The organism is Streptomyces sp. NPDC048560, from assembly GCF_040650955.1.
Lineage (GTDB): Bacteria > Actinomycetota > Actinomycetes > Streptomycetales > Streptomycetaceae > Streptomyces.
Genome location: NZ_JBEZIJ010000003.1, coordinates 245,284 through 269,023 on the forward strand (window position 1 = coordinate 245,284; position 23,740 = coordinate 269,023).

The window sequence follows — 23,740 nt, forward strand, 5'->3', positions numbered from 1 at the left end:
TTCTGTTCCGCGTTGCCCAGCAGCCCGGAGCGGGGACGGACGGAGCGGGCGGACGGGAAGAACTCCCGTCCGCCCGCTCCTGTGCCTCAGCGCTTACGGCTGCCCCGGTCGGGGTCCGTCAGCCCTGCGCGCCGCAACGCGTCGGCCATCGCGCTGTTGGCCGGAGCGGCGGCGGGACGCGGGGCGCTGCCCTGTCCGTCGCCACGCCGGTCGCGACTCTGACCGCCACCGCTCTGACCGCCACCGCCCTGACGGCCGCCCTGCGCCTGCCGCTGCCCCTGGCCTCCCTGCCGCTGGCGCGGCGGACGCTCGCCCTGCCCGTTCCTCTCGCGCCGCGGGCCCTGCCCACCGCCCTGCGCGTCCGAGGCCTCGTCGTCCAGCCGCAGCGTCAGTGAGATCCGCTTGCGCGGGATGTCGACCTCCATGACCTTCACCTTCACGATGTCGCCCGGCTTGACGACGTCCCTCGGGTCCTTGACGAACGTGCGCGACATGGCCGACACGTGCACCAGTCCGTCCTGGTGCACACCGATGTCCACGAACGCCCCGAACGCGGCCACGTTCGTGACGACCCCCTCCAGCACCATCCCGGACGCCAGGTCGCCGATCTTCTCGACGCCCTCCTTGAAGGTGGCCGTCTTGAACGCCGGTCGCGGGTCACGGCCCGGCTTCTCCAGCTCCTTCAGGATGTCGGTGACCGTCGGCAGGCCGAACTTCTCGTTCACGAAGTCGCCGGCCCGCAGCGTGCGCAGCACGTCCGGGTTGCCGATCAGCGAGGCGACCTCGCTGCCCGCCGTCTTCACCATGGCCCGCACCACCGGATACGCCTCCGGGTGCACGCTCGACGAGTCCAGCGGGTCGTCCCCGCCCCGGATACGGAGGAAGCCCGCGCACTGCTCATACGCCTTCGGGCCCAGCCGGGCCACGTCCTTCAGTGCCCGGCGCGAGCGGAAGGGACCGTTGCTGTCCCGGTGCGCGACGATGTTCTCGGCGAGTCCGGAGCCGATGCCGGAGACCCGTGAAAGCAGGGGGGCCGAAGCGGTGTTGACGTCGACGCCGACCCCGTTCACGCAGTCCTCGACGACCGCGTCCAGCGAGCGCGACAGTTTCACCTCGGACAGGTCGTGCTGGTACTGGCCGACGCCGATCGACTTCGGGTCGATCTTCACCAGCTCGGCCAGCGGGTCCTGAAGGCGCCGGGCGATCGAGACGGCGCCACGCAACGACACGTCCATGTCCGGGAGTTCCTGCGAGGCGAAGGCGGAGGCGGAGTAGACCGAGGCGCCCGCTTCCGACACCATCACCTTCGTGAGCTTCAGCTCCGGGTGCTTGTCGCACAGTTCACCGGCGAGCTTGTCGGTCTCGCGGGACGCCGTGCCGTTGCCGATCGCGATCAGATCCACGGAGTGGGCCTTCGCGAGCCGCTCCAGCTTCGCCAGCGACTCGTCCCACTTGTTGGCGGGAACATGCGGGTAGATGACGTCCGTCGCGACGACCTTGCCGGTCGCGTCGACGACGGCGACCTTCACGCCCGTGCGGAAGCCGGGGTCGAGCCCCAGCGTCGCCCGTGTCCCGGCCGGGGCGGCGAGCAGCAGATCCCGCAGGTTCGACGCGAACACGCGGACCGCCTCGTCCTCCGCCGCCGTGCGCAGCCGCAACCGCAGATCGATCCCGAGGTGGACCAGGATCCGGGTCCGCCAGGCCCAGCGCACCGTGTCGGCGAGCCACTTGTCGCCCGGACGCCCGCGGTCGTTGACCCCGAAACGCCGGGCGATCATGTTCTCGAACGCCGACGGCCCAGGCCGCTCCGCCGCCTCCGGCTCCTCGGGCTCCAGCACGAGATCGAGAACGTCCTCCTTCTCACCCCGCAGCATGGCCAGCACGCGGTGCGAGGGCAGCGCCGTGAACGGCTCGGCGAAGTCGAAGTAGTCGGCGAACTTCGCGCCGGCCTCCTCCTTGCCGTCGCGCACCTTCGCCGTCAGCCGGCCGCGCGACCACATGCGCTCACGCAGCTCGCCCGTGAGGTCCGCGTCCTCGGAGAACCGCTCGGCGAGAATCGCGCGGGCACCGTCCAGTGCCGCCGCCCCGTCCGCCACACCCTTGTCCGGGTCGACGAACGCGGCAGCGGCCGCCAGAGGGTCCACCGACGGGTCGCCGAGCAGCCCGTCCGCCAGCGGCGCGAGCCCCGCCTCGCGGGCGATCTGCGCCTTCGTCCGGCGCTTCGGCTTGAACGGGAGGTAGATGTCCTCCAGCCGCGCCTTGGTGTCGGCGGCCCGGATCCGCCCTTCCAGCGCCTCGTCGAGCTTGCCCTGCTCGCGTACGGATTCGAGGATCGCCGCACGGCGGTCCTCCAGCTCCCGCAGATAGCGCAGCCGTTCCTCGAGCGTGCGCAGCTGCGCGTCGTCGAGCATTTCGGTGGCTTCCTTGCGGTAGCGCGCGATGAACGGCACGGTCGACCCGCCGTCGAGCAGCTCGACGGCCGCCTTCACCTGACGCTCACGTACGCCGAGCTCCTCGGCGATCCTGCCTTCGATGGACGTCGTCACGGTTTTCCCGACTCGCCTTCTCGTACTGGCTGTGCTGGCTGTACCTGCTGGGGATGGTCCCCTTCGCCTGCATTGTGCCGGGTGGCCGGGTGCTGTGTCGCGTGACGCCCGACGGATGCCGCGCCGCGGGCCGTTCGCTCAGGCGCGCCGGGTCCGGCCGCCGCGCGACGCTCCGCCGAAGAGCTTGGCCACCAGCCGGAAGGGGAGCGTCACCACGGTGGCCACGGCGGAGCCGATGGTGCGGAAGATGTCTGCGATCGTGCGCATGTGTTCTCCTTCGTCGCGGCGGACTGTGTGCTCGTGTGCTGCGCCTGACCCCGACCGCGGCTCGTAAACGTTCCCCGCTCAGCCCTTTCCGACGAGGCCGTCCGGGAACGCCCCTGCCGATGCCGCCGCGAACAGGTAGCCGCGCCCGAGCTCGGTCAGCCGCTCGACTCCCTCCGCGCCCAGGTGCTCGTACGGCGCGGCGTCCATCCGGTCCGTCGCCGCCTCCAGGTCGGCCCGCAGGGCCGTGCCCGCGTCCGTCAGCTCGCCCGCGTCGTCCAGCAGACCTCGCCCGCGCAGCCGCTCGGCCGCCGCGTCCCAGTCGGCCCGGCGCCAGCCGCGGGTGGCGAGGATCCAGCGCGGAGCCATGCCCTTGCCGGTCGCGGTGTGGCTGACCATGGCCTCGACCGGGTCGAGACCGGCGGCGATGAGCGCCGCGAGGTGGGCGTCGCCGCGGTGTTCGCGCAGGAGGGTGGCCGCGTGCCAGTACGCCAGGTGCGGCGCGTCCGGGACCGGCAGATCGGCGTGCGCGGCGTAGAGAGGCCGGGCGTGGCGGGTGCAGCCCTCGGTGGCGCGCAGCGCCAGCTGAGCGGCCTCGGCCAGCTCGGGCGATGCGATGACCTCCTCGCCGAGCAGCCTGCGGAGCGTCGTGTCGGCTGCCCGCAGCCGGGCGTCCAGCACCGCCTGCGGAGAGGCGACGGACCAGACGGCGGGCAGATGGCGGGCCACCAGCTCGTGGTTGAAGTTGTAGAAGGTGGCGCTGACGGTCCCCGCTCCGACCGCGCCCATCGCGGCGCTGCGGGCGGCGAAGTAGGCGGCGTTGGAGTCGTCGATCCCCAGCTCGCCCATCTCCTTGGCGAGGTCGGGCGAGAAGTAGACCGTCGAGTGCATGGGGTTGAGGGCGTTGTGGCAGCGGCGTCCGGCGAGGGGAGGGAGAGTGCTCATGCCCGCACGTTACCGACTGGTCGGTACGTCGCGGAAGGCCGTACGCCGAGGATTTCGGGCCGGGCCGTCACCCTGCCCACCCGCACGCGTCCTCGACGGGCGCTTCGCGACGGCATGGCGGGCAGGTTCGCAGGGTGATGGCAGGAAAGGAGGGCTGCTCGTCATTGCGGCCATCCGCGCAGGCCGCCCAGGATGAGTGCCATGCAGCAGCGATCGGTACTCACCGTCCTCTTCGACGGCGTCCAGAGCCTCGACGTCAGTGGCCCCATGGAGGTCTTCGCCGGTGCCTCCCAGCTCCCCGGGGCCACGTACGAGCTGCGCACCGCCTCCCTGGACGGCGCGCCCGTGCGCAGCTCCAGCGGACTCACGCTCGTCCCCGACAGCGCCCTGGCCGACGCCCCGCGGCCCCACACGCTCCTCGTACCCGGCGGACCGGGCACACGGGAACCGGACCCCGCACTGACCGACTGGCTCCGTGAGCGTGCCCCGCTCGCCGACCGGCTCGTCTCCGTATGCACCGGCGCGCTGCTGCTCGCCGAGGCCGGACTGCTGGACGGGCACCGCGTCACGACGCACTGGGCGGTCTGCGGGCACCTCGCCCGCACCTATCCGGCGGTCGAGGTGGACCCGGACCCGATCTATGTACGGGACGGGAGGCTGTTCACGTCGGCCGGTGTCACGGCGGGCATCGATCTCGCGCTCGCGCTGGTCGAGGAGGACCACGGCCGTGAGGCGGCGCTCACCGTGGCCCGCCATCTCGTCGTGTTCCTGCGGCGGCCGGGCAACCAGGCCCAGTTCAGCGCCCAGCTCACCGCGCAGACCGCCCGCCGCGAACCCCTGCGGGAGGTCCAGCACTGGATCACCGAGCATCCAGGCGGCGACCTCTCCGTGGATGCCCTCGCCGCGCGCGCCGGACTCTCGCCCAGGCACTTCGCCCGCGCCTTCCAGGTGGAGACGGGGATGACACCGGGTCGCTATGTCGACCGCGTACGACTCGAACAGGCCCGTCGGCTCCTGGAGGACACCGCGGACGGCGTCGCCCGGATCTCCCGGTCCAGCGGCTACGGCACCCCGGAGGCCATGCGCCGGGCCTTCGTCAAGGCACTCGGCACCGCACCCGCGGAGTACCGGCGCCGCTTCCGCCCCGCCCCGCCCGCCCTCTGACCGCCGGCAACGCGCCGGCGCAGCGATTTACCACGCCGAAAGGAACCACCATGCAGATCGCCATCGTGCTCTTCGACCGTTTCACCGCGCTCGACGCCGTCGGCCCGTACGAGATGCTCTGCCGCACCCCCGGCGCGGAGACCGTCTTCGTCGCCGAGCGGACCGGCCCCGTCCGCAACGACTGCGGAGGCCTCTCGCTCGTCGCCGACCGGACGCTCGCCGATGTGCCCTCACCGGATGTGCTGGTCGTGCCCGGCGGACCCGGCCAGAGTGACCAGATGGAGAACGAGGCTCTGCTCGGCTGGCTGCGCTCGGCCGACGCCACCAGCACCTGGACGACCTCCGTGTGCAGCGGATCCCTGCTGCTCGCGGCGGCCGGACTGCTGAGCGGACGCCGCGCCACCTCGCACTGGCTGGCCTTCGACAGTCTGAAGCACTACGGCGTCGAGCCGACCGGCGAACGCGTCGTCACCGACGGCAAGTACGTCACGGCGGCGGGCGTCTCGTCCGGCATCGACATGGGTCTGACCCTGGTCGGACGGATCGCGGGCGACGAACACGCTCAGGCGGTGCAGCTCCTGACGGAGTACGACCCTCAGCCGCCGTACGACTGCGGATCGCCGGCCAAGGCCCCTGCGGCCCTGGTCGAGGAGTTCCGCACGAAGAACCGCTTCATCCTCCGGTAGCGGCGCCGTCCACGGGCCCTGTCGTCCAGGTGAAGACGGGCGCCCGCCGCTCCAGGAACGCGGCGACCCCCTCCGCGGTGTCGCCGCTGCGGCGCTCCTGGTCCGCCCAGTACGAGTCCCTGTCCTCGCGTCCCGAGGCGAACTCCTTCGCCGCCGCCTGCGTCAGCTGGGAGCGAGAGGCGAGGAGGCGTACGAAGGAATCGACCCTTCCGGCCAGTTCGCCGGCCGGCAGCACCTCGTCGACCAGCCCGGTGCGCAGCGCCCGTTCCGTACCGATCAGCTCGCCGGAGAACAGCAGGAACTTCGCCGCGGCCGGCCCCACCAGCGAGACCAGCCGCCGGGTGGACGACGAGGGGTAGACGATGCCGAGCTTGGCCGGTGTCACACCGAAGGAGGCACCCTCCTCGGCGAACCGCAGATCGCAGGCGGCCGCCAGCTGGCTGCCGCCGCCCACGCAGAAGCCGCGCACGGCGGCGAGCGTGGGCCGGGGGAAGGCGGCGAGCGCCTCCTCGGCCCGCACTGCGAGGGTCTGCGGGTGGCCGGCCGGTTCCTGGACGGAGGACCGGAGCGAGGAGATGTCCGCGCCCGCGCAGAAGGTGTCACCGGCGCCCGTCAGCACGAGCGCGCGGACGGTGCGGTCGGCGGCCAGCCGCTCCAGCAGAACGGGCAGCTCCCGCCACATGCCGGCCGTCATCGCGTTGCGCTTGGCCGGATTGCTGATGACGACGGTGGCGATCGCGTCCACCACGGTGTGCTCCAGCCGGGGCTGATCCGTACGGTCCATGCGCCGGATGCTATCCGGCCCGTTCGAACCTATGATCAAGAAGGGGTCGCGAAGCGGACACACACCGTGAGGAGCTGCTGATGACCGGTCCCGCAGCGGAGAGCAAGAAGCTCAGCCGCAGTTTCGGCCGGCTCACCCTGCTCGGCATCCTGCTCGTCGTCGCGGGGCTCGTGGGTCTCGTCTACACGGGCGTGGCCACCCTGACGTCGATGCTGCTCTTCGGCTGGCTGCTGCTGATCGGCGGCCTGGTCGGACTGCTCCACGCGATCCAGTCCAGGGGCACGAGTTTCTTCTGGCTCGGCGTGGTGGTCGCCGCGCTGAACATCGCCGCCGGGGTCGTGGTGATCCGTCACCCCGAGGGCACCGCCGAGGCGCTGACCATGTTCGCCGCGCTGCTCTTCCTCACCGGTGGTGTGTTCCGTCTGGTGGGCAGTGTGGTCGTGCGCGGCCCGCAGTTCGGCTGGACGCTGCTGCAGGGAGCCTTCGGTCTGCTCCTGGGTCTGCTCGTGCTCTTCGACTGGCCGCACAGCAGCCTCTACGTGCTGGGCACCTTCTTCTCGCTCGCGCTGCTGTTCGACGGTCTCGGCCTGATCGCTTTCGGGGTCGGCGGCCGGCGCATCGTCGGTATGGTCTCGGACCAGATGGCGGCGGAGCGGAAGCTCGGCGAGCCTGATGGGGCCGCCGGGGACAAGGCATCAGAAGCCCATCAGAAGCGGTCCAACAACTGACCCCGTCATACTCACTTTGATCAAATAGCGTCGATAGATGGCTATTTGTGATCAGTGGCTCGGTGCGGACCAAGCGGTTCCCACACTCATTACTCGACGGTCAGTGATGTGCGAGTCGAGAGCGGGTACCGGATCGTGGAGAGCCTAGGGAGTGTCCCGGCCCAAACCGTGTCGTACGAGGGAGTGTGGCGTTTCACCGCCCCCGCGGTGGACGTCTCGGTGCCGCAGGCGCGGCACGCCGTACGGGATCTGGTGCACCGCCAAGGGGTACCCGTCGAGGACGACATCCTCCAGGGCCTGCTGCTGATCGTCTCGGAACTGGTCACCAACGCGGTGAAGCACGCGGCCCTGCTCTCGCCCGAGCTCGCCGTCGAGGTGGCGATCGGCGCCGAATGGATCAGGGTGTCGGTGGAGGACAGCCATCCGTACCGGCCCACCGCCCTCGTGACCGACTATGCACAGACGGGCGGCCGGGGGCTGCTGCTGGTCCGGGAGGTCTCCGCGGAGGCCGGCGGCACCTGCGACGTGGAGCACACCGCGAGCGGCGGAAAGATCATCTGGGCGGCGCTGCCGTTGAAGACGCAGCTCTGACCGCCCCCTTCAGGAGCGCCGTCACCAGCCCGCGGACGGACCCGTCAGCTCTCTGATCGCCGGCCGTGCGGCATCCAGCACGGTCATGAACCACGCCGAGAACGGTGCCTGCGCGTGTCGCTCCGCCAGCTCCTGCGCCGTCACGAAGGCCGTCTCGCCGACCTCCTCCGCATCCGGCTTCAGCTGCTCCTGGGCCATGCCCACGAAGAGGTGGTTGAACTCCTGCTCCACCAGGCCCGACGCCGGGTCGGGGTGGTTGTAGCGGACCGTGCCCGCCGCGGCGAGGAGTGAGGGGGAGATCCCCAGCTCCTCGAACGTACGCCGGGCGGCGGCGGCGAAGGGCGCCTCGCCCGGGTAGGGGTGGCCGCAGCACGTGTTCGACCAGACACCGGGGGAGTGGTACTTGCCGAGCGCCCGGCGCTGGAGCAGCAGCCGGCCCTGCTCGTCGAAGAGGAACACGGAGAAGGCCCGGTGCAGTTGCCCGGGCGCCTGATGGGCGGCGAGCTTCTCCGCGGTGCCGATGGTGGTGCCGCTCTCGTCGACCAGTTCGAGCATGATCGCTTCTTCGGTGCCGCTCGACGAACTGTGCGTCGCGGTGGCTGGTGTGGTCGGCATACCCATCCTTCGCTTTGGTCCCCGGCCCAGTGCGCCGGGCCCCTGGAGTCCGGTCAAGTCTGCCGCACAAAAGCCGCTTGTCAGTACTTCGCCTCCGGGCATGTCCCCCCTGCCGCGCCGTCCTGGCGCGGCAGGGGGGAAACCGGCCCCGGCCGGAAGCGGAACGCGAGGCTCAGACTCCGAACGCCGCCGGGTACTGGATCATGCCCGTCGGTACCGGCAGGGAATCGTCGAGTACCAGAGCCATCATCGCCTCGTCCGGGACCTCGAATCCGGGCCGGATCCCGAACCGCGACGCGGGCACGAAGCCGAAGGCCGGGTAGTAGTCCGGGTGGCCCAGAACCAGTACGAGCGGCTCCCCCCGCAGCCGGGCCGCGTCCAGCACCGCCCGTACCACCGCGCGGCCCGCGCCCCGGCGCTGGTACGCCGGGGCGGTGGCCACCGGGGCCAGTGCGAGCGCCGGGGTGTCCCCGACCCGGCACCGGGTCAGCAGGGCGTACGCGGCCACCGAACCGTCCGGTGCCTCCGCGACGTACGAGAGGCCCGGCAACCACGCCTCCGGGTCCTCCCGCAGGGCGTCGACGAGGCCGGCCTCGTCGGGCGTCGGGAAAGCCGCCGTGTTGACGGCGCGCACAGCGTCCGCCTCCCTCTCCGGCCGGACCGGCCAGCGCGGATCGGCGGGGCGCGGCACGTACCCGGCGTAGCCGTAGCGCACGGGGTCGCCGGAACGGTCGGAGGAGGTGTGGCCGGACGGAGACTGGCCGGACGGAGTGTGTGGGGACGACGAGTGGTCGGTCAACGTGGGAAACCCTTGGGTGAGTGGGCTCCGGCCGACGCGGCGACGGTGAGTCGGGGTGCTAGGCGGGAACCCGGGAGATGAGGAAGGACCGGATGCTGCGCAGGGCAGCCGTCGTGACGGTCATCAACCTCAGCTCCTCTCGAATCACACGTAACTCTCGTACGGGCTGTACGGGGTTCGCACCGAGGAAGACCGGTGGAACCCGGGGAACCCTAACACCGGACACCTGGCCGGGGCACCGGGTTCAGAGGCAGAGTTTCGCCTCGTGCTCGGCGTGCCCGGCCGGCTCCAGCTGGAACGTGCAGTGCTCCACGTCGAAGTGAACTCCGAGGCAGCCCTGGAGCTCGTGGAGGAGCTTCTCGTGCCCCATCGAGTCCAGTACCTCCTGGCGCACCACCACGTGGGCGGAGAGTACCGGCATACCCGAAGTGATCGTCCAGGCGTGCAGATCGTGCACGTCCAGCACCCCCGGCAGCGCGATGATGTGTGCCCGGACCTCGCCCATGTCGACGTCCTTGGGTGCCGCCTCCAGCAGTACGTTCAGGGTCTCCCGCAGCAGCTTCACCGTACGGGGGACGATCATCAGGCCGATCACCAGCGAGGCGATGGGGTCGGCGGCCTGCCAGCCGGTGGCCATGATGACGCCCGCCGACACCAGCACGGCCACGGAGCCGAGGGTGTCCGCCAGCACCTCCATGTAGGCGCCCCGCACGTTGAGGCTGTCCTTCTGCCCGCGCATCAGCAGGGACAGGGAGACGAGATTCGCGGCCATACCCACGGCGGCGAAGGCTATGGCGAGTCCGCCCTTGGTCTCCGCGGGCGTGATGAAACGGTCGACCGCCTCGAAGACCAGAAAGCCGCCGACGCCGAGCAGCAGCAGACAGTTGGCCAGCGCGGCGAGGATCTCCGCGCGGGCGAAACCGAAGGTCCGCTGGACTCCGGCCGGCCTGTTCGCGAAGTGGATGGCGAGGAGAGCCATGCCGAGCCCCAGCGCGTCCGTAGCCATATGGGCCGCGTCCGCGATCAGGGCGAGCGAGTCGGAGAGCACACCACCGACGATCTCCATGACCATGACGCCGAGCGTGATGCCCAGGGCGATCCGCAGCCGTCCCTTGTACGCGGCGGCCGCCGTGCCCGTCGGAGGCGGCCCGCCGTGCGTGTGCCCGTGGTCGTGGCCAGCTCCCATGGAAACCTCTCCGGTCCGGTCGAACGACAGGGGCGCGGTCCGCCCGACGGGGACCAGTGAACTACGGGCGGGGGGTATGGGGCAACACGAGACTGAACACCGTTGTCATGTGCTCTGACCTGCGGAAACGTTCGCAGGTCAGAGTCGTGTGGTGCTCGTCCGGGCGGCCCGGCGGCTCAGAGGACGCGGGCCTCCGGGTGCCGCAGGCACCAGCCCTTCCAGGCCGACTCGACCATTTCGCGCACTCCGAGGCGTGCGCTCCACCCGAGCTCCTGCGACATCCGGGCGGCCGACGCGACGGCCCTCGCCGCGTCACCGGCCCGGCGAGGCTCGACGACGGGATCCATCGGACGGCCGGTGACCTCGCCCACCAGATCGGCCAGCTCGCGCACCGATACGCCCTCGCCGCGGCCGACGTTCACCGTGAGATCCCCGGCGCCCTTCCCGTCCAGCTTCCTGGCGACCGCGAGATGCGCGTCGGCGAGGTCGGACACATGGATGTAGTCCCGGACACAGGTGCCGTCCGGCGTCGGATAGTCGTCGCCGAAGATGCGGGGGGCCTCCCCGCGCGTGAGGCGGTCGAAGAACATGGGGACGACGTTGAAGACGCCGGTGTCCGCGAGCTCGGGCTCCGCCGCGCCCGCCACGTTGAAGTAGCGCAGACAGGCGGTCGACAGGCCGTGCGCCCGCCCCGTCGCGCGTACCAGCCACTCGCCTGCGAGCTTCGTCTCACCGTAGGGATTGATCGGAGCGCACGGGGTGTCCTCGGTGATGAGATCCACATCGGGGACGCCGTAGACGGCGGCGGACGAGGAGAAGAGGAAGCGCCGCACGCCGGCGGCGACGACCGCTTCGAGCAGCACGGTAAGCCCGGCGACGTTCTCCCGGTAGTAGAGCAGCGGCTGCTCCACGGACTCACCGACCTGCTTCTTCGCCGCGAGATGCACCACACCGGTCACCGTGTGCTCGGCGAGCACCCGGTCCAGCAGCGCGCGGTCCGATGCCGAGCCCCGCACCAGCGTGATGTCCGCCGGCAGCCGCCCCACGATGCCCGTGGAGACGTCGTCGAGTACGACGACCCGTTCCCCGGCCGCGGCCATGGCCTTCGCCACATGCGCCCCGATGTAACCCGCTCCACCTGTAATCAACCACGTCATGGGCGTCAGCTTAGGCGCTGCCCCCATCACGGTTTGTGGGCCGAGGTGTTGATCGACGATGATGATCGCGAACGGCGCCGGATGGTGCCCGACCGTCCCGAACGGGGCTTGAACGGGCGGTGAACTCGGTCTTCCGTTCATCCGATAGCCTCAGCCGACGTGCCGCCGGCCCGCCTCCGGGCCGCACAGTCGCGCGCCGTTCCCGTCAGCGCCAAGGAGTGAGTTCGTCTGTCGACCGCCATCCTCACCGGTGCACCGGTACCCGGATCGTCGCTCGAGGACGATCTGCGGTCCCTGGGCTTTGACGTACGGGCCGCCAATGACGCCACCGAGGCCGCAGAGCTGCTCGCCGCCGTTCCCGCCGGCGGACGCGTCGCGCTGGTGGACCCCCGGTTCGTCGGCCACGTCCACGCGCTGCGGCTCGGACTGACCGACCCCCGCTTCGCCGCCGCCACCGTCCCCGGCGCGCTCACCGCGCAGCCCGAGGCACGGCCGGCCCTCGTGCGTGCCCTGGACAGGGCCGTGGCCGCTGTCGGCGCAGGCAGCCCCGTCGGGCCCGCTCCCGCCGACCCGGAGGCCGAGGACCGTACCGTCCCGGGCCGTCTCGCCGTGGCCCTGGAGACCGAAGGCACCCCGGTGCAGCGACCCGAGCTCGGGTCGCTCACCGCCGCCGTCCCCACCGGCCCGCAGGAGCGCGCCGCCGCCCAGGGGGCCGTGGCCGCCGTCGACGACGAGGCGGTACGGCTGCGCAGCGCGGTGAAGGCCCACGACGGTTTCGTCACCACCTTCTTCATCAGCCCCTACTCCCGCTACATCGCCCGCTGGTGCGCGCGGCGCGGGTTCACCCCGAACCAGGTCACCACCGCCTCCCTGATCACCGCGCTGATCGCGGCGGGCAGCGCGGCGACCGGCACCCGCGGCGGCTACGTCGCCGCCGGGATACTGCTGCTCCTCTCCTTCGTCCTGGACTGCACGGACGGGCAGCTCGCCCGCTACTCGCTTCAGTACTCGACGATGGGCGCCTGGCTGGACGCCACGTTCGACCGGGCCAAGGAGTACGCGTACTACGCCGGCCTGGCGCTGGGAGCGGCCCGCAACGGCGACGACGTATGGGTCCTCGCGCTCGGCGCGATGGTGCTCCAGGCGTGCCGCCACATCGTCGACTTCTCGTTCAACGAGGCCAATCACGACGCGGTCTCCAACACCAGCCCGACAGCGGCCCTCTCGGACCGGCTGGACAGCGTCGGCTGGACGGTCTGGCTGCGCCGGATGATAGTGCTGCCGATCGGTGAGCGCTGGGCCATGATCGCCGTGCTGACCGCGGTGACCAGCCCCCGGATCGTCTTCTACGCGCTCCTCGTCGGCTGCTCCCTCGCCGCCTGTTACACCACCGCCGGCCGCCTGCTGCGCTCGCTGACCCGCAAGGCGCGGCGCACCGACCGGGCCGCCCAGGCACTCGCCGACCTCGCGGACTCCGGACCGCTCGCGCGCGCCGTAGCCGCCGTGCTCCCACGACCGCCCGGCGGCTTCACCGCCCCGCTCGTGGCGCTCACCGGCGCTGCGACGGTCGTCGCGGCGGCCCTCTTCCTGCCGTACGGCAGCTGGGCCACCGTGGCCGCGGCCGCTGTCTACGCGGTCCTCTCGGGCATCGCCGTCTCGCGACCGCTCAAGGGCGCACTCGACTGGCTCGTACCCCCGGTCTTCAGGGCCGCGGAGTACTGCACGGTGCTCGTCCTGGCGGCCCGCAGCGACGTGCCCCATGCCGTCCCCGCGGCCTTCGGACTGGTCTCGGCCGTCGCCTACCATCACTACGACACGGTGTACCGCATCCGCGGCGGCACCGGCGCGCCGCCCCAGTGGCTGGTGCGGACGATCGGTGGACACGAGGGCCGGACCGTTGTGGTGGCCGTGTTCGCCGCCGTACTGACTCAAGCCTCAGGTTTCACCACGGCTCTCACCGCACTCGCGGTGGCCGTGGCTCTGGTGGTGCTCGTGGAGTCCATCCGCTTCTGGGTGTCCTCCTCGGCCCCCGCCGTACACGACGAAGGAGAACTCGCATGATCGGCCTCGTACTGGCAGCCGGTGCAGGACGACGTCTGCGCCCCTACACGGACACGCTTCCCAAGGCGCTCGTCCCTGTCGACGGTGACACGACGGTCCTCGACCTCACGCTCGCCAACTTCGCCGAGGTCGGACTCACCGAGGTCGCGATCGTGGTCGGCTACCGCAAGGAAGCCGTCTACGCCCGCAAGGCGGAGCTCGAGGCGAAGTACGGCGTGACGCTCACCCTCATCGACAACGACAAGGCCGAGGAGTGGAACAACGCCTACTCCCTGTGGTGTGCCCGTGAGGTCCTGAAGCAGGGCGTCATCCTCGCCAACGGCGACACCGTGCACCCGGTCTCCGTCGAGAAGACCCTCCTGGACGCCCGCGGCAAGGGCCAGAAGATCATCCTCGCCCTCGACACGGTGAAGAACCTCGCCGACGAGGAGATGAAGGTCATCACCGAGGGCGACAAGGGCGTCCGGCGCATCACCAAGCTGATGGACCCGGCCACGGCGACCGGCGAGTACATCGGCGTCACGCTCATCGAGCCCGAGGCGGCCGAGGAGCTCGCCGACGCGCTGAAGACCACGTTCGAGCGCGACCCGGACCTCTACTACGAGGACGGCTACCAGGAGCTCGTCAACCGCGGCTTCACCGTCGACGTGGCTCCCATCGGCGAAGTGACGTGGGTCGAGATCGACAACCACGAGGACCTCGCGAAGGGCCGGGAGATCGCGTGCCAGTACTGACCCGGCTCATTCCGTCCCCGGTCGTCGTCGACATCAGCCGGGGAGCGATAGAGGACCTCTCCGGTCTCCTCGCCGACCAGCGGATCTCCTCCTCCGGCAAGCTCGCCTTCGCCGTCAGCGACGGCTCGGGACAGAAGCTCCGGGAGAAGCTGTCGCCTCTCCTCCCCGGTGCCGACTGGTACTCGGTGTCGGACGGCACCATCGACTCCGCCGTGAAGCTCGCCGACGGCATCAAGGGCAAGCGGTACGACGCCGTGGTCGGCCTCGGCGGCGGCAAGATCCTCGACGTGACGAAGTACGCGGCGGCCCGGGTCGGCCTGCCGATGGTGGCCGTCGCGACGAACCTCTCGCACGACGGCATCTGCTCCCCGGTGTCCACCCTGGACAACGACAACGGACGCGGCTCCTACGGAGTCCCCACGCCCATCGCCATGGTCATCGACCTCGATGTGATCCGTGCGGCCCCCGCCCGTTTCGTCCGGTCCGGCATCGGTGACGCGATCTCCAACATCTCGGCGATCGCCGACTGGGAGCTCTCGCACGAGGTCACGGGCGAATCGGTCGACGGGCTCGCCGCCGCCATGGCCCGTACCGCGGGTGAGGCCGTGCTCCGTCACCCCGGCGGTGTGGGCGACGACGAGTTCCTCACGGTCCTCGCCGAAGGGCTCGTCCTCTCCGGCATCGCGATGTCGATCAGCGGCGACACCCGCCCCTCGTCCGGCGCCTGCCACGAGATCAGCCACGCCTTCGACCTGCTGTTCCCGAAGCGCGCGGCGAGCCACGGCGAGCAGGTCGGCCTCGGCGCCGCCTTCGCGATGCATCTGCGCGGAGCGGTCGAGGAGTCCGGACTCTTCGCCGAAGTGCTGCGCAGGCACGAGTTGCCCGTACTGCCGCACGAGATCGGCTTCAGCACCGACGAGTTCGTGCAGGCCGTCGAGTACGCCCCGCAGACGCGGCCGGGACGCTTCACCATCCTGGAACACCTCAACCTCTCCACCGACCAGATCAAGGACGCATACGCCGACTATGCAAAAGCCATCGGTAGCTGAGCTCCGACCGGTCGTCCACCCCCCGGGTGTGAAGGACCGGCGCAGCGGTGAGCACTGGGCCGGCCGGCTCTACATGCGCGAGATCTCCCTGCGCGTCGACCGGCACCTGGTGAACACCAGGGTCACGCCCAACCAGCTGACGTACGTGATGACCGTCGCGGGCGCACTCGCCGCTCCGGCGCTGCTCGTCCCGGGCATCACGGGCGCCCTGCTCGGCGTGCTGATGGTCCAGCTCTACCTGCTGCTCGACTGCGTCGACGGCGAGGTCGCCCGCTGGAAGAAGCAGTACTCGCTCGCCGGGGTCTACCTGGACCGGGTCGCCGCCTATCTGTGCGACGCCGCGGTCCTGGTCGGCTTCGGACTGCGCGCCGCGGATCTGTGGGGCGAGGGCCGGACCGACTGGCTCTGGGCCTTCCTCGGCACCCTGGCCGCGCTCGGCGCGATCCTGATCAAGGCGGAGACCGACCTCGTCGGCGTCGCCCGCCACCAGGGCGGGATGCCGCCGGTGCAGGAGTCGGCCTCCGAGCCGCGCTCCTCCGGCATGGCGCTGGCCCGCAGGGCCGCTGCCGCGCTGAAGTTCCACCGGCTGGTCCTGGGCGTCGAGGCGTCGTTGGTGATCCTGGCCGCTGCGGTCGCGGACAGCATCAGGGGCGACCTGTTCTTCACACGCCTGGGCGTCGCCGTCCTGGCCGGGATCGCGCTCCTGCAGACAGTGCTCCACCTCGTGTCCGTGCTGGCCTCCAGCAGGCTGAAGTGAGTACGGGAACAGACGGGGACATGAAACTCGGCGCAGTCATCATCACGATGGGGAACCGGCCGGCCGAGCTGCGTGCCCTGCTCGATTCGGTCGCCAAGCAGGACGGCGACCGGATCGAGGTGGTGGTCGTCGGCAACGGAGCCCCTGTGCCGGACGTCCCCGCGGGTGTACGGACGGTCGAACTGCCGGAGAACCTGGGCATCCCCGGCGGCCGTAACGTCGGCATCGAGGCGTTCGGCCCGTCCGGCGCCGACGTCGACGCCCTGCTCTTCCTGGACGACGACGGACTCCTGCCCAACACCGACACCGCAGAGCTCTGCCGGCAGGCGTTCGCCGCGGACGACAAGCTGGGGATCGTCACCTTCCGGATCGCCGACCCGGACACCGGAGTGACCCAGCGCAGGCACGTTCCCCGGCTCCGGGCGTCCGATCCGATGCGCTCGTCCCGGGTGACGACGTTCCTCGGTGGCGCCAACGCCGTACGCACCCAGGTCCTCGCCGAGGTGGGCGGACTGCCGGACGAGTTCTTCTACGCGCACGAGGAGACCGACCTGGCCTGGCGGGCCCTGAACGCCGGCTGGATGATCGACTACCGCGCGGACATGGTGCTCAACCACCCGACCACCGCTCCTTCGCGGCACGCCGTCTACCACCGTATGGTGGCCCGCAACAGGGTGTGGCTTGCCCGCCGCAACCTTCCCGCGCCCCTGGTCCCCGTCTACGTCGGGGTCTGGCTGCTGCTGACCCTGGTCCGCAGGCCGTCCGGTCCCGCGCTCAAGGCGTGGTTCGGCGGTTTCCGGGAAGGCTGGTCCACGCCCTGCGGACCTCGCCGTCCGATGAAGTGGCGTACGGTGTGGCGGCTGACCAGACTGGGCCGCCCTCCCGTGATCTGAGAAGCTCGCCTCTGAGAGCATGAGGCGTACTTCTTCTTTCCGGGACCTGTCCGCCTGAGCCGCGCCCGCGACTGGCTGCGCATCTTGAAGACGAGAGTTTCAACTTGTGAGTGACACAACCCATGACGGCTCGGTCGCCCTGAGCGCCCAGCCGTCCGCCGACGAGGGCCTCAGCGCGGCCCAGGTGGCCGACAAGTACGGCCTGACGGTGAGCGGCGCCCGGCCGGGGCTGACGCAGTACATCCGCCAGCTCTGGGGCCGGCGCCACTTCATCATGGCGTTCTCCAGGGCGAAGCTGACGGCCCAGTACAGCCAGGCCAAGCTCGGCCAGCTGTGGCAGGTGGCGACACCGCTGCTCAACGCCCTGGTCTACTACCTGATCTTCGGGCTGATCCTGGGGACCAGGAAGGGGATGAGCCAGGAGGTCTTCATCCCGTTCCTGGTGACCGGCGTCTTCGTGTTCACCTTCACGCAGAGCTCGGTCATGGCGGGAGTCCGCTCCATCTCGGGCAACCTCGGGCTGGTCCGGGCGCTGCACTTCCCACGCGCCTCGCTGCCCGTCTCCTTCTCGCTTCAGCAGCTTCAGCAGCTGATGTTCTCGATGATCGTGCTGGTCGCCGTGGCCGTGGGCTTCGGCAGCTATCCGACGCTCTCCTGGTTCCTGGTCCTGCCCGCGCTCTTCCTGCAGTTCTTCTTCAACACCGGGCTGGCGCTCGCCATGGCCAGACTGGGCAGCAAGACGCCCGACCTGGCCCAGCTGATGCCGTTCGTGATGCGGACGTGGATGTACGCGTCGGGCGTCATGTTCTCCATCCCGGTGATGCTCGCGGACAAGCCGCAGTGGATCGCCGACGTGCTCCAGTACAACCCGGCGGCCATCTACATGGACCTGGTGCGCTTCGCGCTCATCGACGGTTACGGCTCCGAGAACCTGCCGGACCACGTGTGGGCCGTCGGGCTGGCCTGGGCGCTCTTCGTGGGCGTCGCGGGCTTCGTGTACTTCTGGAAGGCAGAGGAACGGTACGGCCGTGGCTGAGGACAAGATCCAGGGGAAGATCCCCACCGTCATCGCCGACGACGTGCACATCGTGTACCGCGTCAACGGTGCGGGAGGGGGCAAGGGCAGTGCCACCGCGGCACTGAGCCGGATAGTGCGCCGCGGCAAGGGCGAGTCGCGCGGCGTCCGCAAGGTCCACGCCGTGCGCGGTGTCACCTTCACCGCGTACCGGGGCGAGGCCATCGGCCTCATCGGCACCAACGGCTCCGGCAAGTCGACGCTGCTCCGGGCCATCGCCGGACTCCTTCCGACGGAGCACGGCAAGGTCTACACCGACGGCCAGCCGTCGCTGCTCGGCGTCAACGCGGCGCTGATGAGCGATCTGACCGGTGAGCGCAACGTCGTCCTCGGCGGCCTGGCCATGGGCATGAGCCGCGAGGAGATCCGCTCGCGCTACGACGAGATCGTCGAGTTCTCCGGCATCAACGAGAAGGGCGACTTCATCACCCTCCCGATGCGGACGTACTCCTCCGGCATGGCCGCCAGGCTGCGCTTCTCGATCGCCGCGGCCAAGAACCACGACGTCCTCATGATCGACGAGGCGCTGGCCACCGGTGACCGCAAGTTCCGCATCCGCTCCGAGCAGCGCATCCGCGAACTGCGCAAGGAGGCGGGCACCGTCTTCCTCGTCAGCCACAACAACAAGTCGATCAGGGACACCTGCGACCGGGTGCTGTGGCTGGAGAAGGGGGAGCTCCTGATGGACGGGCCCACCGAGGAGGTACTGAAGGCGTACGAGCGGGAGACCAGCAAGTAGTCGCCCCGCCGTTCCTGTGGCCTCCCCCCGAGCAGCTCGGGCGGAGGCCACAGCGGTGTGAGCGGCCGGTCCGCTCACCTTGGTCCGCCCCTCCCGCAGGGACGAGATCAAGTCCCTTGCGGCAGGCGAGGGTTGGCTGAGATCGCGGCCTTGTTGTAACGCGCCGAACACCCCGCCGGGGCCGTGTGCGCTGTACAACGTAAGCTGTACCGGTGCTGATTCGTGGCAAGTGGGGCGATACGGCCCAGGGCAAGAGGCCCTTCCGTCCCCCTGCTGCTCCCCTGTACCGGGGAGAGTGAGCGGCGTGTCCGAAAAGGGATGTTTTGGGTCAGCAGTGTAGAACGGGAGATGTGACGGCAATGACGGAAAATCTCCAGCTCCGACGTGGTCTCGCCGTCCCCGCGCCGGGCGGTACGCGGTGACCCGTACCCATCGGGCCCGCCCCGACGCGGCGGCGGCCGGCACGCTCGGCAAGGCCGCGGACGAGAACTTCCCCGTGGCCCCCTTCTTCCTGCCCCGGGCCTGGCGCGACGATCTGATGGCCGTCTACGGATTCGCCCGCCTCGTCGACGACATCGGTGACGGCGACCTCGAACCCGGTGGCGCCGACGCCCGTCACCTGGGCATCGAGCCGGAGCGGGCCGAAGACCGGCTCGCCATGCTCGACGCCTTCGAGGCCGACCTGCACAGGGTCTTCGCCGCCACGGGCGACGGCCCGCGCCACCCCCTGCTGCGTGCACTGCGCCCCACCGTGCGGCGCTGCGCGCTCACTCCCGAGCCGTTCCTCGCGCTCGTCGAGGCCAACCGGCAGGACCAGAAGGTCCGCCGCTACGGGACCTACGGGGAACTCCTCGCCTACTGCGAGCTCTCCGCCAACCCCGTCGGCCGGCTGGTCCTCCAGATCACCGGCACCGCCAGTCCCGAACGCATCCGCCGCTCCGACGCGATCTGCACCGCCCTGCAGATCATCGAGCACCTCCAGGACGTCACCGAGGACCTGGGACGGGACAGGATCTACCTGCCGGCCGAGGACATGGCCCGCTTCCACGTCGGCGAATCAGACCTGGCCGCGCCGTCCGGGGGCGCGTCGGTGCGCAGCCTCGTCGCGTACGAGGCCGAACGCGCCCGTGACCTGTTGAATGAAGGCACCCCACTCGTGGGTAGCGTCAACGGCAGACTCAAGCTGCTGCTCGCCGGATTCGTCGCCGGAGGGCGCGCCGCCCTCACCGCGATCGGGGCCGCCGGGTTCGACGTACTGCCCGGACCGCCCAGACCTACCACGCCCAGCTTGCTGCGCGAGGTGGGAGTTGTCCTGCGAAAAGCGCGTAGAGAGGGATGAGCCCGACCGTGGAGGGACAGACGACGTACATGTCGGCACCGGTACAGGCCGCATACAGTTACTGCGAGGCCGTCACCGGACAGCAGGCCCGTAACTTCGCGTACGGCATCAGGCTGCTGCCGAACGAGAAGCGCCAGGCCATGTCGGCGCTGTACGCCTTCTCCCGTCGGGTCGACGACATCGGCGACGGTGAGCTGGCCCCGGAGACCAAGCGGACCCGGCTGGAAAGTACCCGCGAGCTGCTCGACCGGATCAGGAAGGGCGCCGTCGACGAGGACGACACCGACCCGGTCGCCGTCGCGCTCGCCGACGCCTCCCGGCGATTCCCCCTGCCGCTCGGCGGGCTCGACGAGCTCATCGACGGCGTGCTGATGGACGTGCGCGGAGCGACGTACGAGACCTGGGACGACCTCGCGACGTACTGCCGGTGTGTCGCGGGGGCCATCGGACGGCTGAGCCTGGGCGTTTTCGGTACGGAACCGGGCACACCCGACGCCGGTCGTGCCGCCGAGTACGCCGACACGCTCGGCCTCGCCCTACAGCTGACCAACATCCTGCGCGACGTCCGGGAGGACGCCGCCAACGGCCGGACGTACCTGCCCGCCGAGGACCTGGACAAGTTCGGCTGCTCCGCCGGATTCCACCGCGCCACCCCGCCGCCCGGCTCCGACTTCGCCGGGCTGGTCCACTTCGAGGTCCGGCGCGCCCGGGCCCTGTTCGCCGAGGGCTACCGGCTGCTGCCGATGCTCGACCGCCGCAGCGGCGCCTGCGTGGCAGCGATGGCCGGTATCTATCGCCGCCTCCTCGACCGCATCGAGCGCGACCCCGAGGCCGTGCTGCGCGGCCGGGTCTCACTGCCGGGACACGAGAAGGCGTACGTGGCGGTGCGAGGCCTCTCCGGTCTCGACGCCCGCCACGTCTCACGCCTCGCGACGAGGGGACGCGCCTGATGCCCTTCACCGGACGCACCCCGTCGTGCGGCGGCGACCCGGACCGCCGGGCAACCTTCCAGTGGCCCGACGCGTCCCTGACTGCGACGATCTGGGTGGCGGAGTACCGGCGAGAGGGGGAGGCGTGAGCGACGAGATCCTGCGCTCCTCCCGTGCCGTGGTCGTCGGCGGCGGCCTCGCCGGCATCACCACGGCCCTGCGTCTCGCGGACGCCGGCGTCGGCGTGACCCTGCTCGAAGGACGGCCCCGCCTCGGCGGACTCGCCTTCTCCTTCCGCCGCGGCGAGCTCAGCGTCGACAACGGGCAGCACGTCTACCTGCGCTGCTGCACGGGCTACCGGTGGTTCCTCGACCGGATCGACGGCGCCCGGCTCGCCCCGCTCCAGGACCGCCTCGACGTACCCGTGCTCGACGTCGGACGCGCGGCGGGCCCGCGCCTGGGCAGGCTGCGGCGCACCGGCCTTCCTGTGCCCCTGCACCTGGCAGCGGGACTCGCCGCGTATCCGCATCTCTCGCTGGCCGAAAAGGCGAGCGTCGGGCGGGCGGCACTCGCGCTCGGCCGTCTCGACCCGGCAGATCCGGCACTCGACGGGATCGACTTCGCGACCTGGCTCGGGCGCCACGGTCAGTCGCCCCGCGCGATCGAGGCCCTGTGGGACCTCGTCGGCGTCGCCACGCTCAACGCCACCGCCGCGAACGCCTCCATGGCGCTGGCCGCCATGGTCTTCAAGACCGGGCTGCTCTCCGAGCCCGGCGCGGCCGACATCGGCTGGGCGGCCGTGCCGCTCGGCGAGCTCCACGACACCCTCGCCCGCAAGGCGCTCGACGCCGCCGGTGTGCGTACCCGGCTGCGCACCCGGGTCGAGTCCCTGGCACGCACCGAGGACGGCCGCTGGGCCGTCGAGACGGACAGCGAACGGATCGAGGCGGAGACCGTCGTCCTCGCCGTGCCCCAGGGCGAGACCCACGGCCTGCTGCCCGAGGGCGCACTGCACGACCCGGACCGGCTGCTCGACATCGGGACCGCGCCCATCCTGAACGTGCACGTCGTCTACGACCGCACGGTGCTGCGCAGGCCGTTCTTCGCCGCCCTCGGCTCGCCGGTCCAGTGGGTCTTCGACCGCACCGAGTCCTCCGGGCTCCAGGGAGCCGGGCAGTACCTCGCCGTGTCCCAGTCGGCGGCCCAGGACGAGATCGACCTGCCCGTCGCCGAACTGCGCAGCCGATATCTGCCCGAGCTGGAACGGCTTCTTCCGGCTGCGCGCGGGGCAGGTATCCGCGACTTCTTCGTCACCCGGGAGCGCACCGCGACGTTCGCCCCCACCCCCGGGGTCGGCCGGCTCAGGCCGGGCACCCGGACCCGCGCACCCGGCCTCCACCTGGCCGGAGCATGGACCGCAACCGGCTGGCCCGCGACGATGGAGGGCGCGGTGCGCAGCGGTATCAGCGCCGCTGACGCAGCCCTCGGCGCTCTCGGCCGCCCCCATGAACATCCGCTGCAGGAGGCGGCATGAGCAGTACCACCGGAACAAGAGGAGAGTCAGTGACCCCGGCGAATCCGGCTATCGACACCGTGGCAGACACCGCGGACGTCACCGCGCTTCTGGAGCGCGGACGGGCCATGTCAGCGCCGGTGCTGCGGGCTGCCGTGGACCGGCTCGCGCCGCCCATGGACACCGTCGCGGCCTACCACTTCGGCTGGATCGACGCCCAGGGCCGACCCGCCGACGGTGACGGCGGCAAGGCGGTGCGCCCCGCGCTCGCCCTGCTGTCCGCCGAAGTGGCGGGCGCGCCCGCCGAGACCGGTCTGCCCGGCGCCGTCGCCGTTGAACTCGTGCACAACTTCTCCCTGCTGCACGACGACCTGATGGACGGTGACGAGCAGCGCCGCCACCGGGACACCGTCTGGAAGGTGCACGGACCGGCCCAGGCGATCCTCGTCGGCGACGCGCTGTTCGCGCTCGCCAACGAGGTCCTGCTGGAGCTCGGCACCGTCGAGGCGGGCCGGGCGGCCCGCCGGCTGACCACCGCGAGCCGGAAGCTGATCGACGGCCAGGCCCAGGACATCTCCTACGAGCACCGCGAGCGGGTCACCGTCGAGGAGTGCCTGGAGATGGAGGGCAACAAGACGGGCGCTCTGCTCGCCTGCGCCGTCTCCATCGGCGCCGTACTGGGCGGGGCCGACGACCGCACAGCGGACACGCTGGAGGCGTACGGCTACCACCTCGGCCTCGCCTTCCAGGCCGTCGACGACCTGCTCGGCATCTGGGGCGACCCGGAGGCCACCGGCAAGCAGACCTGGAGCGATCTGCGCCAGCGCAAGAAGTCCCTGCCGGTCGTCGCCGCGCTCGCCGCGGGCGGATCCGCCTCGGAGCGCCTCGGTGAGCTGCTCGCCGCCGACGCCAAGAGCACCGACTTCGACAGTTTCTCCGAAGAGGAGTTCGCCGCCCGCGCGGCGCTCATCGAGGAGGCGGGCGGCCGCGAGTGGACCGCCCAGGAAGCCCGCAGGCAGCACGCGGTCGCCATCCGGGCGCTGCACGGGGTCGACATGCCTGAACACGTGCGGGCGCAGCTCACCGCGCTCGCCGACTTCGTCGTCGTACGAAAGAGATGATGATCATCCGCTCCATATGACTCGCAGTCGCCGGCCGGCACCCGTATCGGGTGCCGGCCGACGGA

At 70.9% G+C, this 23,740-nt stretch carries 22 protein-coding genes and 1 pseudogene; 15 read left to right on the forward strand and 8 right to left on the reverse strand.

The features are described 5' to 3' along the window. Positions 1-86: 86 nt before the first annotated feature. The 3 genes from AB0C82_RS11010 to AB0C82_RS11020 all read right to left on the reverse strand — a co-directional run bounded on the left by AB0C82_RS11010 (position 87) and on the right by AB0C82_RS11020 (position 3,755). Positions 87-2,546 (reverse strand): Tex family protein, encoded by a 2,460-nt coding sequence (locus AB0C82_RS11010; RefSeq protein ID WP_362838934.1) that lies wholly within the window; start codon positions 2,544-2,546, stop codon positions 87-89. Between the two features lie 138 nt (positions 2,547-2,684). After that, the gene (locus AB0C82_RS11015; RefSeq protein ID WP_362838937.1) at positions 2,685-2,813 is read right to left on the reverse strand and encodes an LPFR motif small protein; all 129 of its coding nucleotides are present in this window, start codon (positions 2,811-2,813) and stop codon (positions 2,685-2,687) included. 78 nt (positions 2,814-2,891) lie between these two features. Continuing rightward, positions 2,892-3,755 (reverse strand): hypothetical protein, encoded by an 864-nt coding sequence (locus AB0C82_RS11020; protein ID WP_362838939.1) that lies wholly within the window; start codon positions 3,753-3,755, stop codon positions 2,892-2,894. 201 nt (positions 3,756-3,956) lie between these two features. Between AB0C82_RS11020 and AB0C82_RS11025 the strand changes: the two genes are divergently transcribed. Then, positions 3,957-4,919 carry a GlxA family transcriptional regulator gene (locus AB0C82_RS11025; RefSeq protein ID WP_362838942.1) on the forward strand — a complete coding sequence of 321 codons (963 nt, stop codon included), beginning with the start codon at positions 3,957-3,959 and terminating at the stop codon, positions 4,917-4,919. 50 nt (positions 4,920-4,969) lie between these two features. Continuing rightward, positions 4,970-5,605 (forward strand): DJ-1/PfpI family protein, encoded by a 636-nt coding sequence (locus AB0C82_RS11030; RefSeq protein WP_362838944.1) that lies wholly within the window; start codon positions 4,970-4,972, stop codon positions 5,603-5,605. Here AB0C82_RS11030 and AB0C82_RS11035 read toward each other — a convergent pair. Next, positions 5,592-6,389: an enoyl-CoA hydratase-related protein gene (locus AB0C82_RS11035; protein WP_362838947.1), complete on the reverse strand. Its 798-nt coding sequence runs from the start codon at positions 6,387-6,389 to the stop codon at positions 5,592-5,594. The two genes, AB0C82_RS11030 and AB0C82_RS11035, sit on opposite strands and share 14 nt — an antisense overlap. 80 nt (positions 6,390-6,469) lie before the next feature. Between AB0C82_RS11035 and AB0C82_RS11040 the strand changes: the two genes are divergently transcribed. Together AB0C82_RS11040 and AB0C82_RS11045 are read left to right on the forward strand one after the other, a co-directional pair. Continuing rightward, positions 6,470-7,117 (forward strand): DUF308 domain-containing protein, encoded by a 648-nt coding sequence (locus AB0C82_RS11040; RefSeq protein WP_362838950.1) that lies wholly within the window; start codon positions 6,470-6,472, stop codon positions 7,115-7,117. A gap of 168 nt (positions 7,118-7,285) precedes the next feature. Then, complete coding sequence (locus AB0C82_RS11045; protein WP_362839828.1) at positions 7,286-7,708, forward strand: ATP-binding protein; 423 nt, start codon at positions 7,286-7,288, stop codon at positions 7,706-7,708. Between the two features lie 21 nt (positions 7,709-7,729). On the opposite strand, the gene idi is transcribed toward AB0C82_RS11045, so the two are convergent. From idi to galE, 4 genes and pseudogenes are all read right to left on the reverse strand, one after another. Further along, the gene (gene idi / locus AB0C82_RS11050; protein ID WP_362838952.1) at positions 7,730-8,323 is read right to left on the reverse strand and encodes an isopentenyl-diphosphate Delta-isomerase; all 594 of its coding nucleotides are present in this window, start codon (positions 8,321-8,323) and stop codon (positions 7,730-7,732) included. A 172-nt stretch (positions 8,324-8,495) separates the two neighbouring features. Further along, a pseudogene (locus AB0C82_RS11055) lies at positions 8,496-9,032 on the reverse strand (N-acetyltransferase); the annotation flags it as partial. Between the two features lie 334 nt (positions 9,033-9,366). Beyond that, positions 9,367-10,308, reverse strand: a complete 942-nt coding sequence (locus AB0C82_RS11060) for a cation diffusion facilitator family transporter (protein WP_362838954.1) — start codon at positions 10,306-10,308, stop codon at positions 9,367-9,369. Positions 10,309-10,484: 176 nt separating this feature from the next. Further along, complete coding sequence (galE, locus tag AB0C82_RS11065; protein ID WP_362838956.1) at positions 10,485-11,465, reverse strand: UDP-glucose 4-epimerase GalE; 981 nt, start codon at positions 11,463-11,465, stop codon at positions 10,485-10,487. Positions 11,466-11,750: 285 nt separating this feature from the next. On the opposite strand from galE, the gene AB0C82_RS11070 reads away from it, so the two are divergent. The 11 genes from AB0C82_RS11070 (at position 11,751) to AB0C82_RS11120 (ending at position 23,675) form a co-directional block, all read left to right on the forward strand. Continuing rightward, positions 11,751-13,526 carry a DUF5941 domain-containing protein gene (locus AB0C82_RS11070; protein ID WP_362839831.1) on the forward strand — a complete coding sequence of 592 codons (1,776 nt, stop codon included), beginning with the start codon at positions 11,751-11,753 and terminating at the stop codon, positions 13,524-13,526. Further along, on the forward strand, positions 13,523-14,260 hold the full coding sequence (locus AB0C82_RS11075) for a phosphocholine cytidylyltransferase family protein (RefSeq protein ID WP_362838958.1): 738 nt from the start codon (positions 13,523-13,525) through the stop codon (positions 14,258-14,260). Before AB0C82_RS11070 ends, AB0C82_RS11075 begins: the two co-directional genes overlap by 4 nt. Further along, positions 14,248-15,309 (forward strand): iron-containing alcohol dehydrogenase family protein, encoded by a 1,062-nt coding sequence (locus tag AB0C82_RS11080; protein WP_362838960.1) that lies wholly within the window; start codon positions 14,248-14,250, stop codon positions 15,307-15,309. Before AB0C82_RS11075 ends, AB0C82_RS11080 begins: the two co-directional genes overlap by 13 nt. Further along, the gene (locus tag AB0C82_RS11085; RefSeq protein WP_362838962.1) at positions 15,287-16,066 is read left to right on the forward strand and encodes a CDP-alcohol phosphatidyltransferase family protein; all 780 of its coding nucleotides are present in this window, start codon (positions 15,287-15,289) and stop codon (positions 16,064-16,066) included. Before AB0C82_RS11080 ends, AB0C82_RS11085 begins: the two co-directional genes overlap by 23 nt. Before the next feature lie 20 nt (positions 16,067-16,086). Beyond that, positions 16,087-16,959: a glycosyltransferase gene (locus tag AB0C82_RS11090; RefSeq protein WP_362838964.1), complete on the forward strand. Its 873-nt coding sequence runs from the start codon at positions 16,087-16,089 to the stop codon at positions 16,957-16,959. A gap of 106 nt (positions 16,960-17,065) precedes the next feature. Then, positions 17,066-17,995: an ABC transporter permease gene (locus AB0C82_RS11095; protein WP_362838966.1), complete on the forward strand. Its 930-nt coding sequence runs from the start codon at positions 17,066-17,068 to the stop codon at positions 17,993-17,995. Next, positions 17,988-18,773: an ABC transporter ATP-binding protein gene (locus AB0C82_RS11100; RefSeq protein ID WP_362838968.1), complete on the forward strand. Its 786-nt coding sequence runs from the start codon at positions 17,988-17,990 to the stop codon at positions 18,771-18,773. The genes AB0C82_RS11095 and AB0C82_RS11100 overlap by 8 nt, the downstream gene beginning before the upstream one ends. Positions 18,774-19,191: 418 nt before the next feature. After that, entirely contained in the window at positions 19,192-20,112 is a 921-nt protein-coding gene (hpnC, locus tag AB0C82_RS11105; RefSeq protein ID WP_362838970.1) for a squalene synthase HpnC, read from the forward strand. Next, positions 20,109-21,062 (forward strand): presqualene diphosphate synthase HpnD, encoded by a 954-nt coding sequence (gene hpnD, locus AB0C82_RS11110; RefSeq protein ID WP_362838973.1) that lies wholly within the window; start codon positions 20,109-20,111, stop codon positions 21,060-21,062. The genes hpnC and hpnD overlap by 4 nt, the downstream gene beginning before the upstream one ends. Positions 21,063-21,186: 124 nt before the next feature. Beyond that, a complete protein-coding gene (gene hpnE / locus AB0C82_RS11115) occupies positions 21,187-22,575 on the forward strand; it encodes a hydroxysqualene dehydroxylase HpnE (RefSeq protein ID WP_362838976.1) in 1,389 nt (462 codons plus the stop codon). Then, positions 22,572-23,675: a polyprenyl synthetase family protein gene (locus AB0C82_RS11120; RefSeq protein ID WP_362838978.1), complete on the forward strand. Its 1,104-nt coding sequence runs from the start codon at positions 22,572-22,574 to the stop codon at positions 23,673-23,675. Before hpnE ends, AB0C82_RS11120 begins: the two co-directional genes overlap by 4 nt. The last annotated feature ends 65 nt before the right edge of the window (positions 23,676-23,740 follow it).

What these genes read in the sequence shown, in the direction of transcription:
- AB0C82_RS11060 (WP_362838954.1), bottom strand. Translation starts at nt 10,308, where the DNA reads ATGGGAGCTGGCCACGACCACGGGCACACGCACGGCGGGCCGCCTCCG.
- AB0C82_RS11025 (WP_362838942.1), top strand. Translation starts at nt 3,957, where the DNA reads ATGCAGCAGCGATCGGTACTCACCGTCCTCTTCGACGGCGTCCAGAGC.
- AB0C82_RS11040 (WP_362838950.1), top strand. Translation starts at nt 6,470, where the DNA reads ATGACCGGTCCCGCAGCGGAGAGCAAGAAGCTCAGCCGCAGTTTCGGC.
- AB0C82_RS11075 (WP_362838958.1), top strand. Translation starts at nt 13,523, where the DNA reads ATGATCGGCCTCGTACTGGCAGCCGGTGCAGGACGACGTCTGCGCCCC.
- AB0C82_RS11090 (WP_362838964.1), top strand. Translation starts at nt 16,087, where the DNA reads ATGAAACTCGGCGCAGTCATCATCACGATGGGGAACCGGCCGGCCGAG.
- AB0C82_RS11120 (WP_362838978.1), top strand. Translation starts at nt 22,572, where the DNA reads ATGAGCAGTACCACCGGAACAAGAGGAGAGTCAGTGACCCCGGCGAAT.
- AB0C82_RS11020 (WP_362838939.1), bottom strand. Translation starts at nt 3,755, where the DNA reads ATGAGCACTCTCCCTCCCCTCGCCGGACGCCGCTGCCACAACGCCCTC.
- hpnD (WP_362838973.1), top strand. Translation starts at nt 20,109, where the DNA reads ATGAGCCCGACCGTGGAGGGACAGACGACGTACATGTCGGCACCGGTA.
- AB0C82_RS11015 (WP_362838937.1), bottom strand. Translation starts at nt 2,813, where the DNA reads ATGCGCACGATCGCAGACATCTTCCGCACCATCGGCTCCGCCGTGGCC.
- idi (WP_362838952.1), bottom strand. Translation starts at nt 8,323, where the DNA reads ATGCCGACCACACCAGCCACCGCGACGCACAGTTCGTCGAGCGGCACC.
- AB0C82_RS11085 (WP_362838962.1), top strand. Translation starts at nt 15,287, where the DNA reads ATGCAAAAGCCATCGGTAGCTGAGCTCCGACCGGTCGTCCACCCCCCG.
- AB0C82_RS11030 (WP_362838944.1), top strand. Translation starts at nt 4,970, where the DNA reads ATGCAGATCGCCATCGTGCTCTTCGACCGTTTCACCGCGCTCGACGCC.
- AB0C82_RS11035 (WP_362838947.1), bottom strand. Translation starts at nt 6,389, where the DNA reads ATGGACCGTACGGATCAGCCCCGGCTGGAGCACACCGTGGTGGACGCG.
- galE (WP_362838956.1), bottom strand. Translation starts at nt 11,465, where the DNA reads ATGACGTGGTTGATTACAGGTGGAGCGGGTTACATCGGGGCGCATGTG.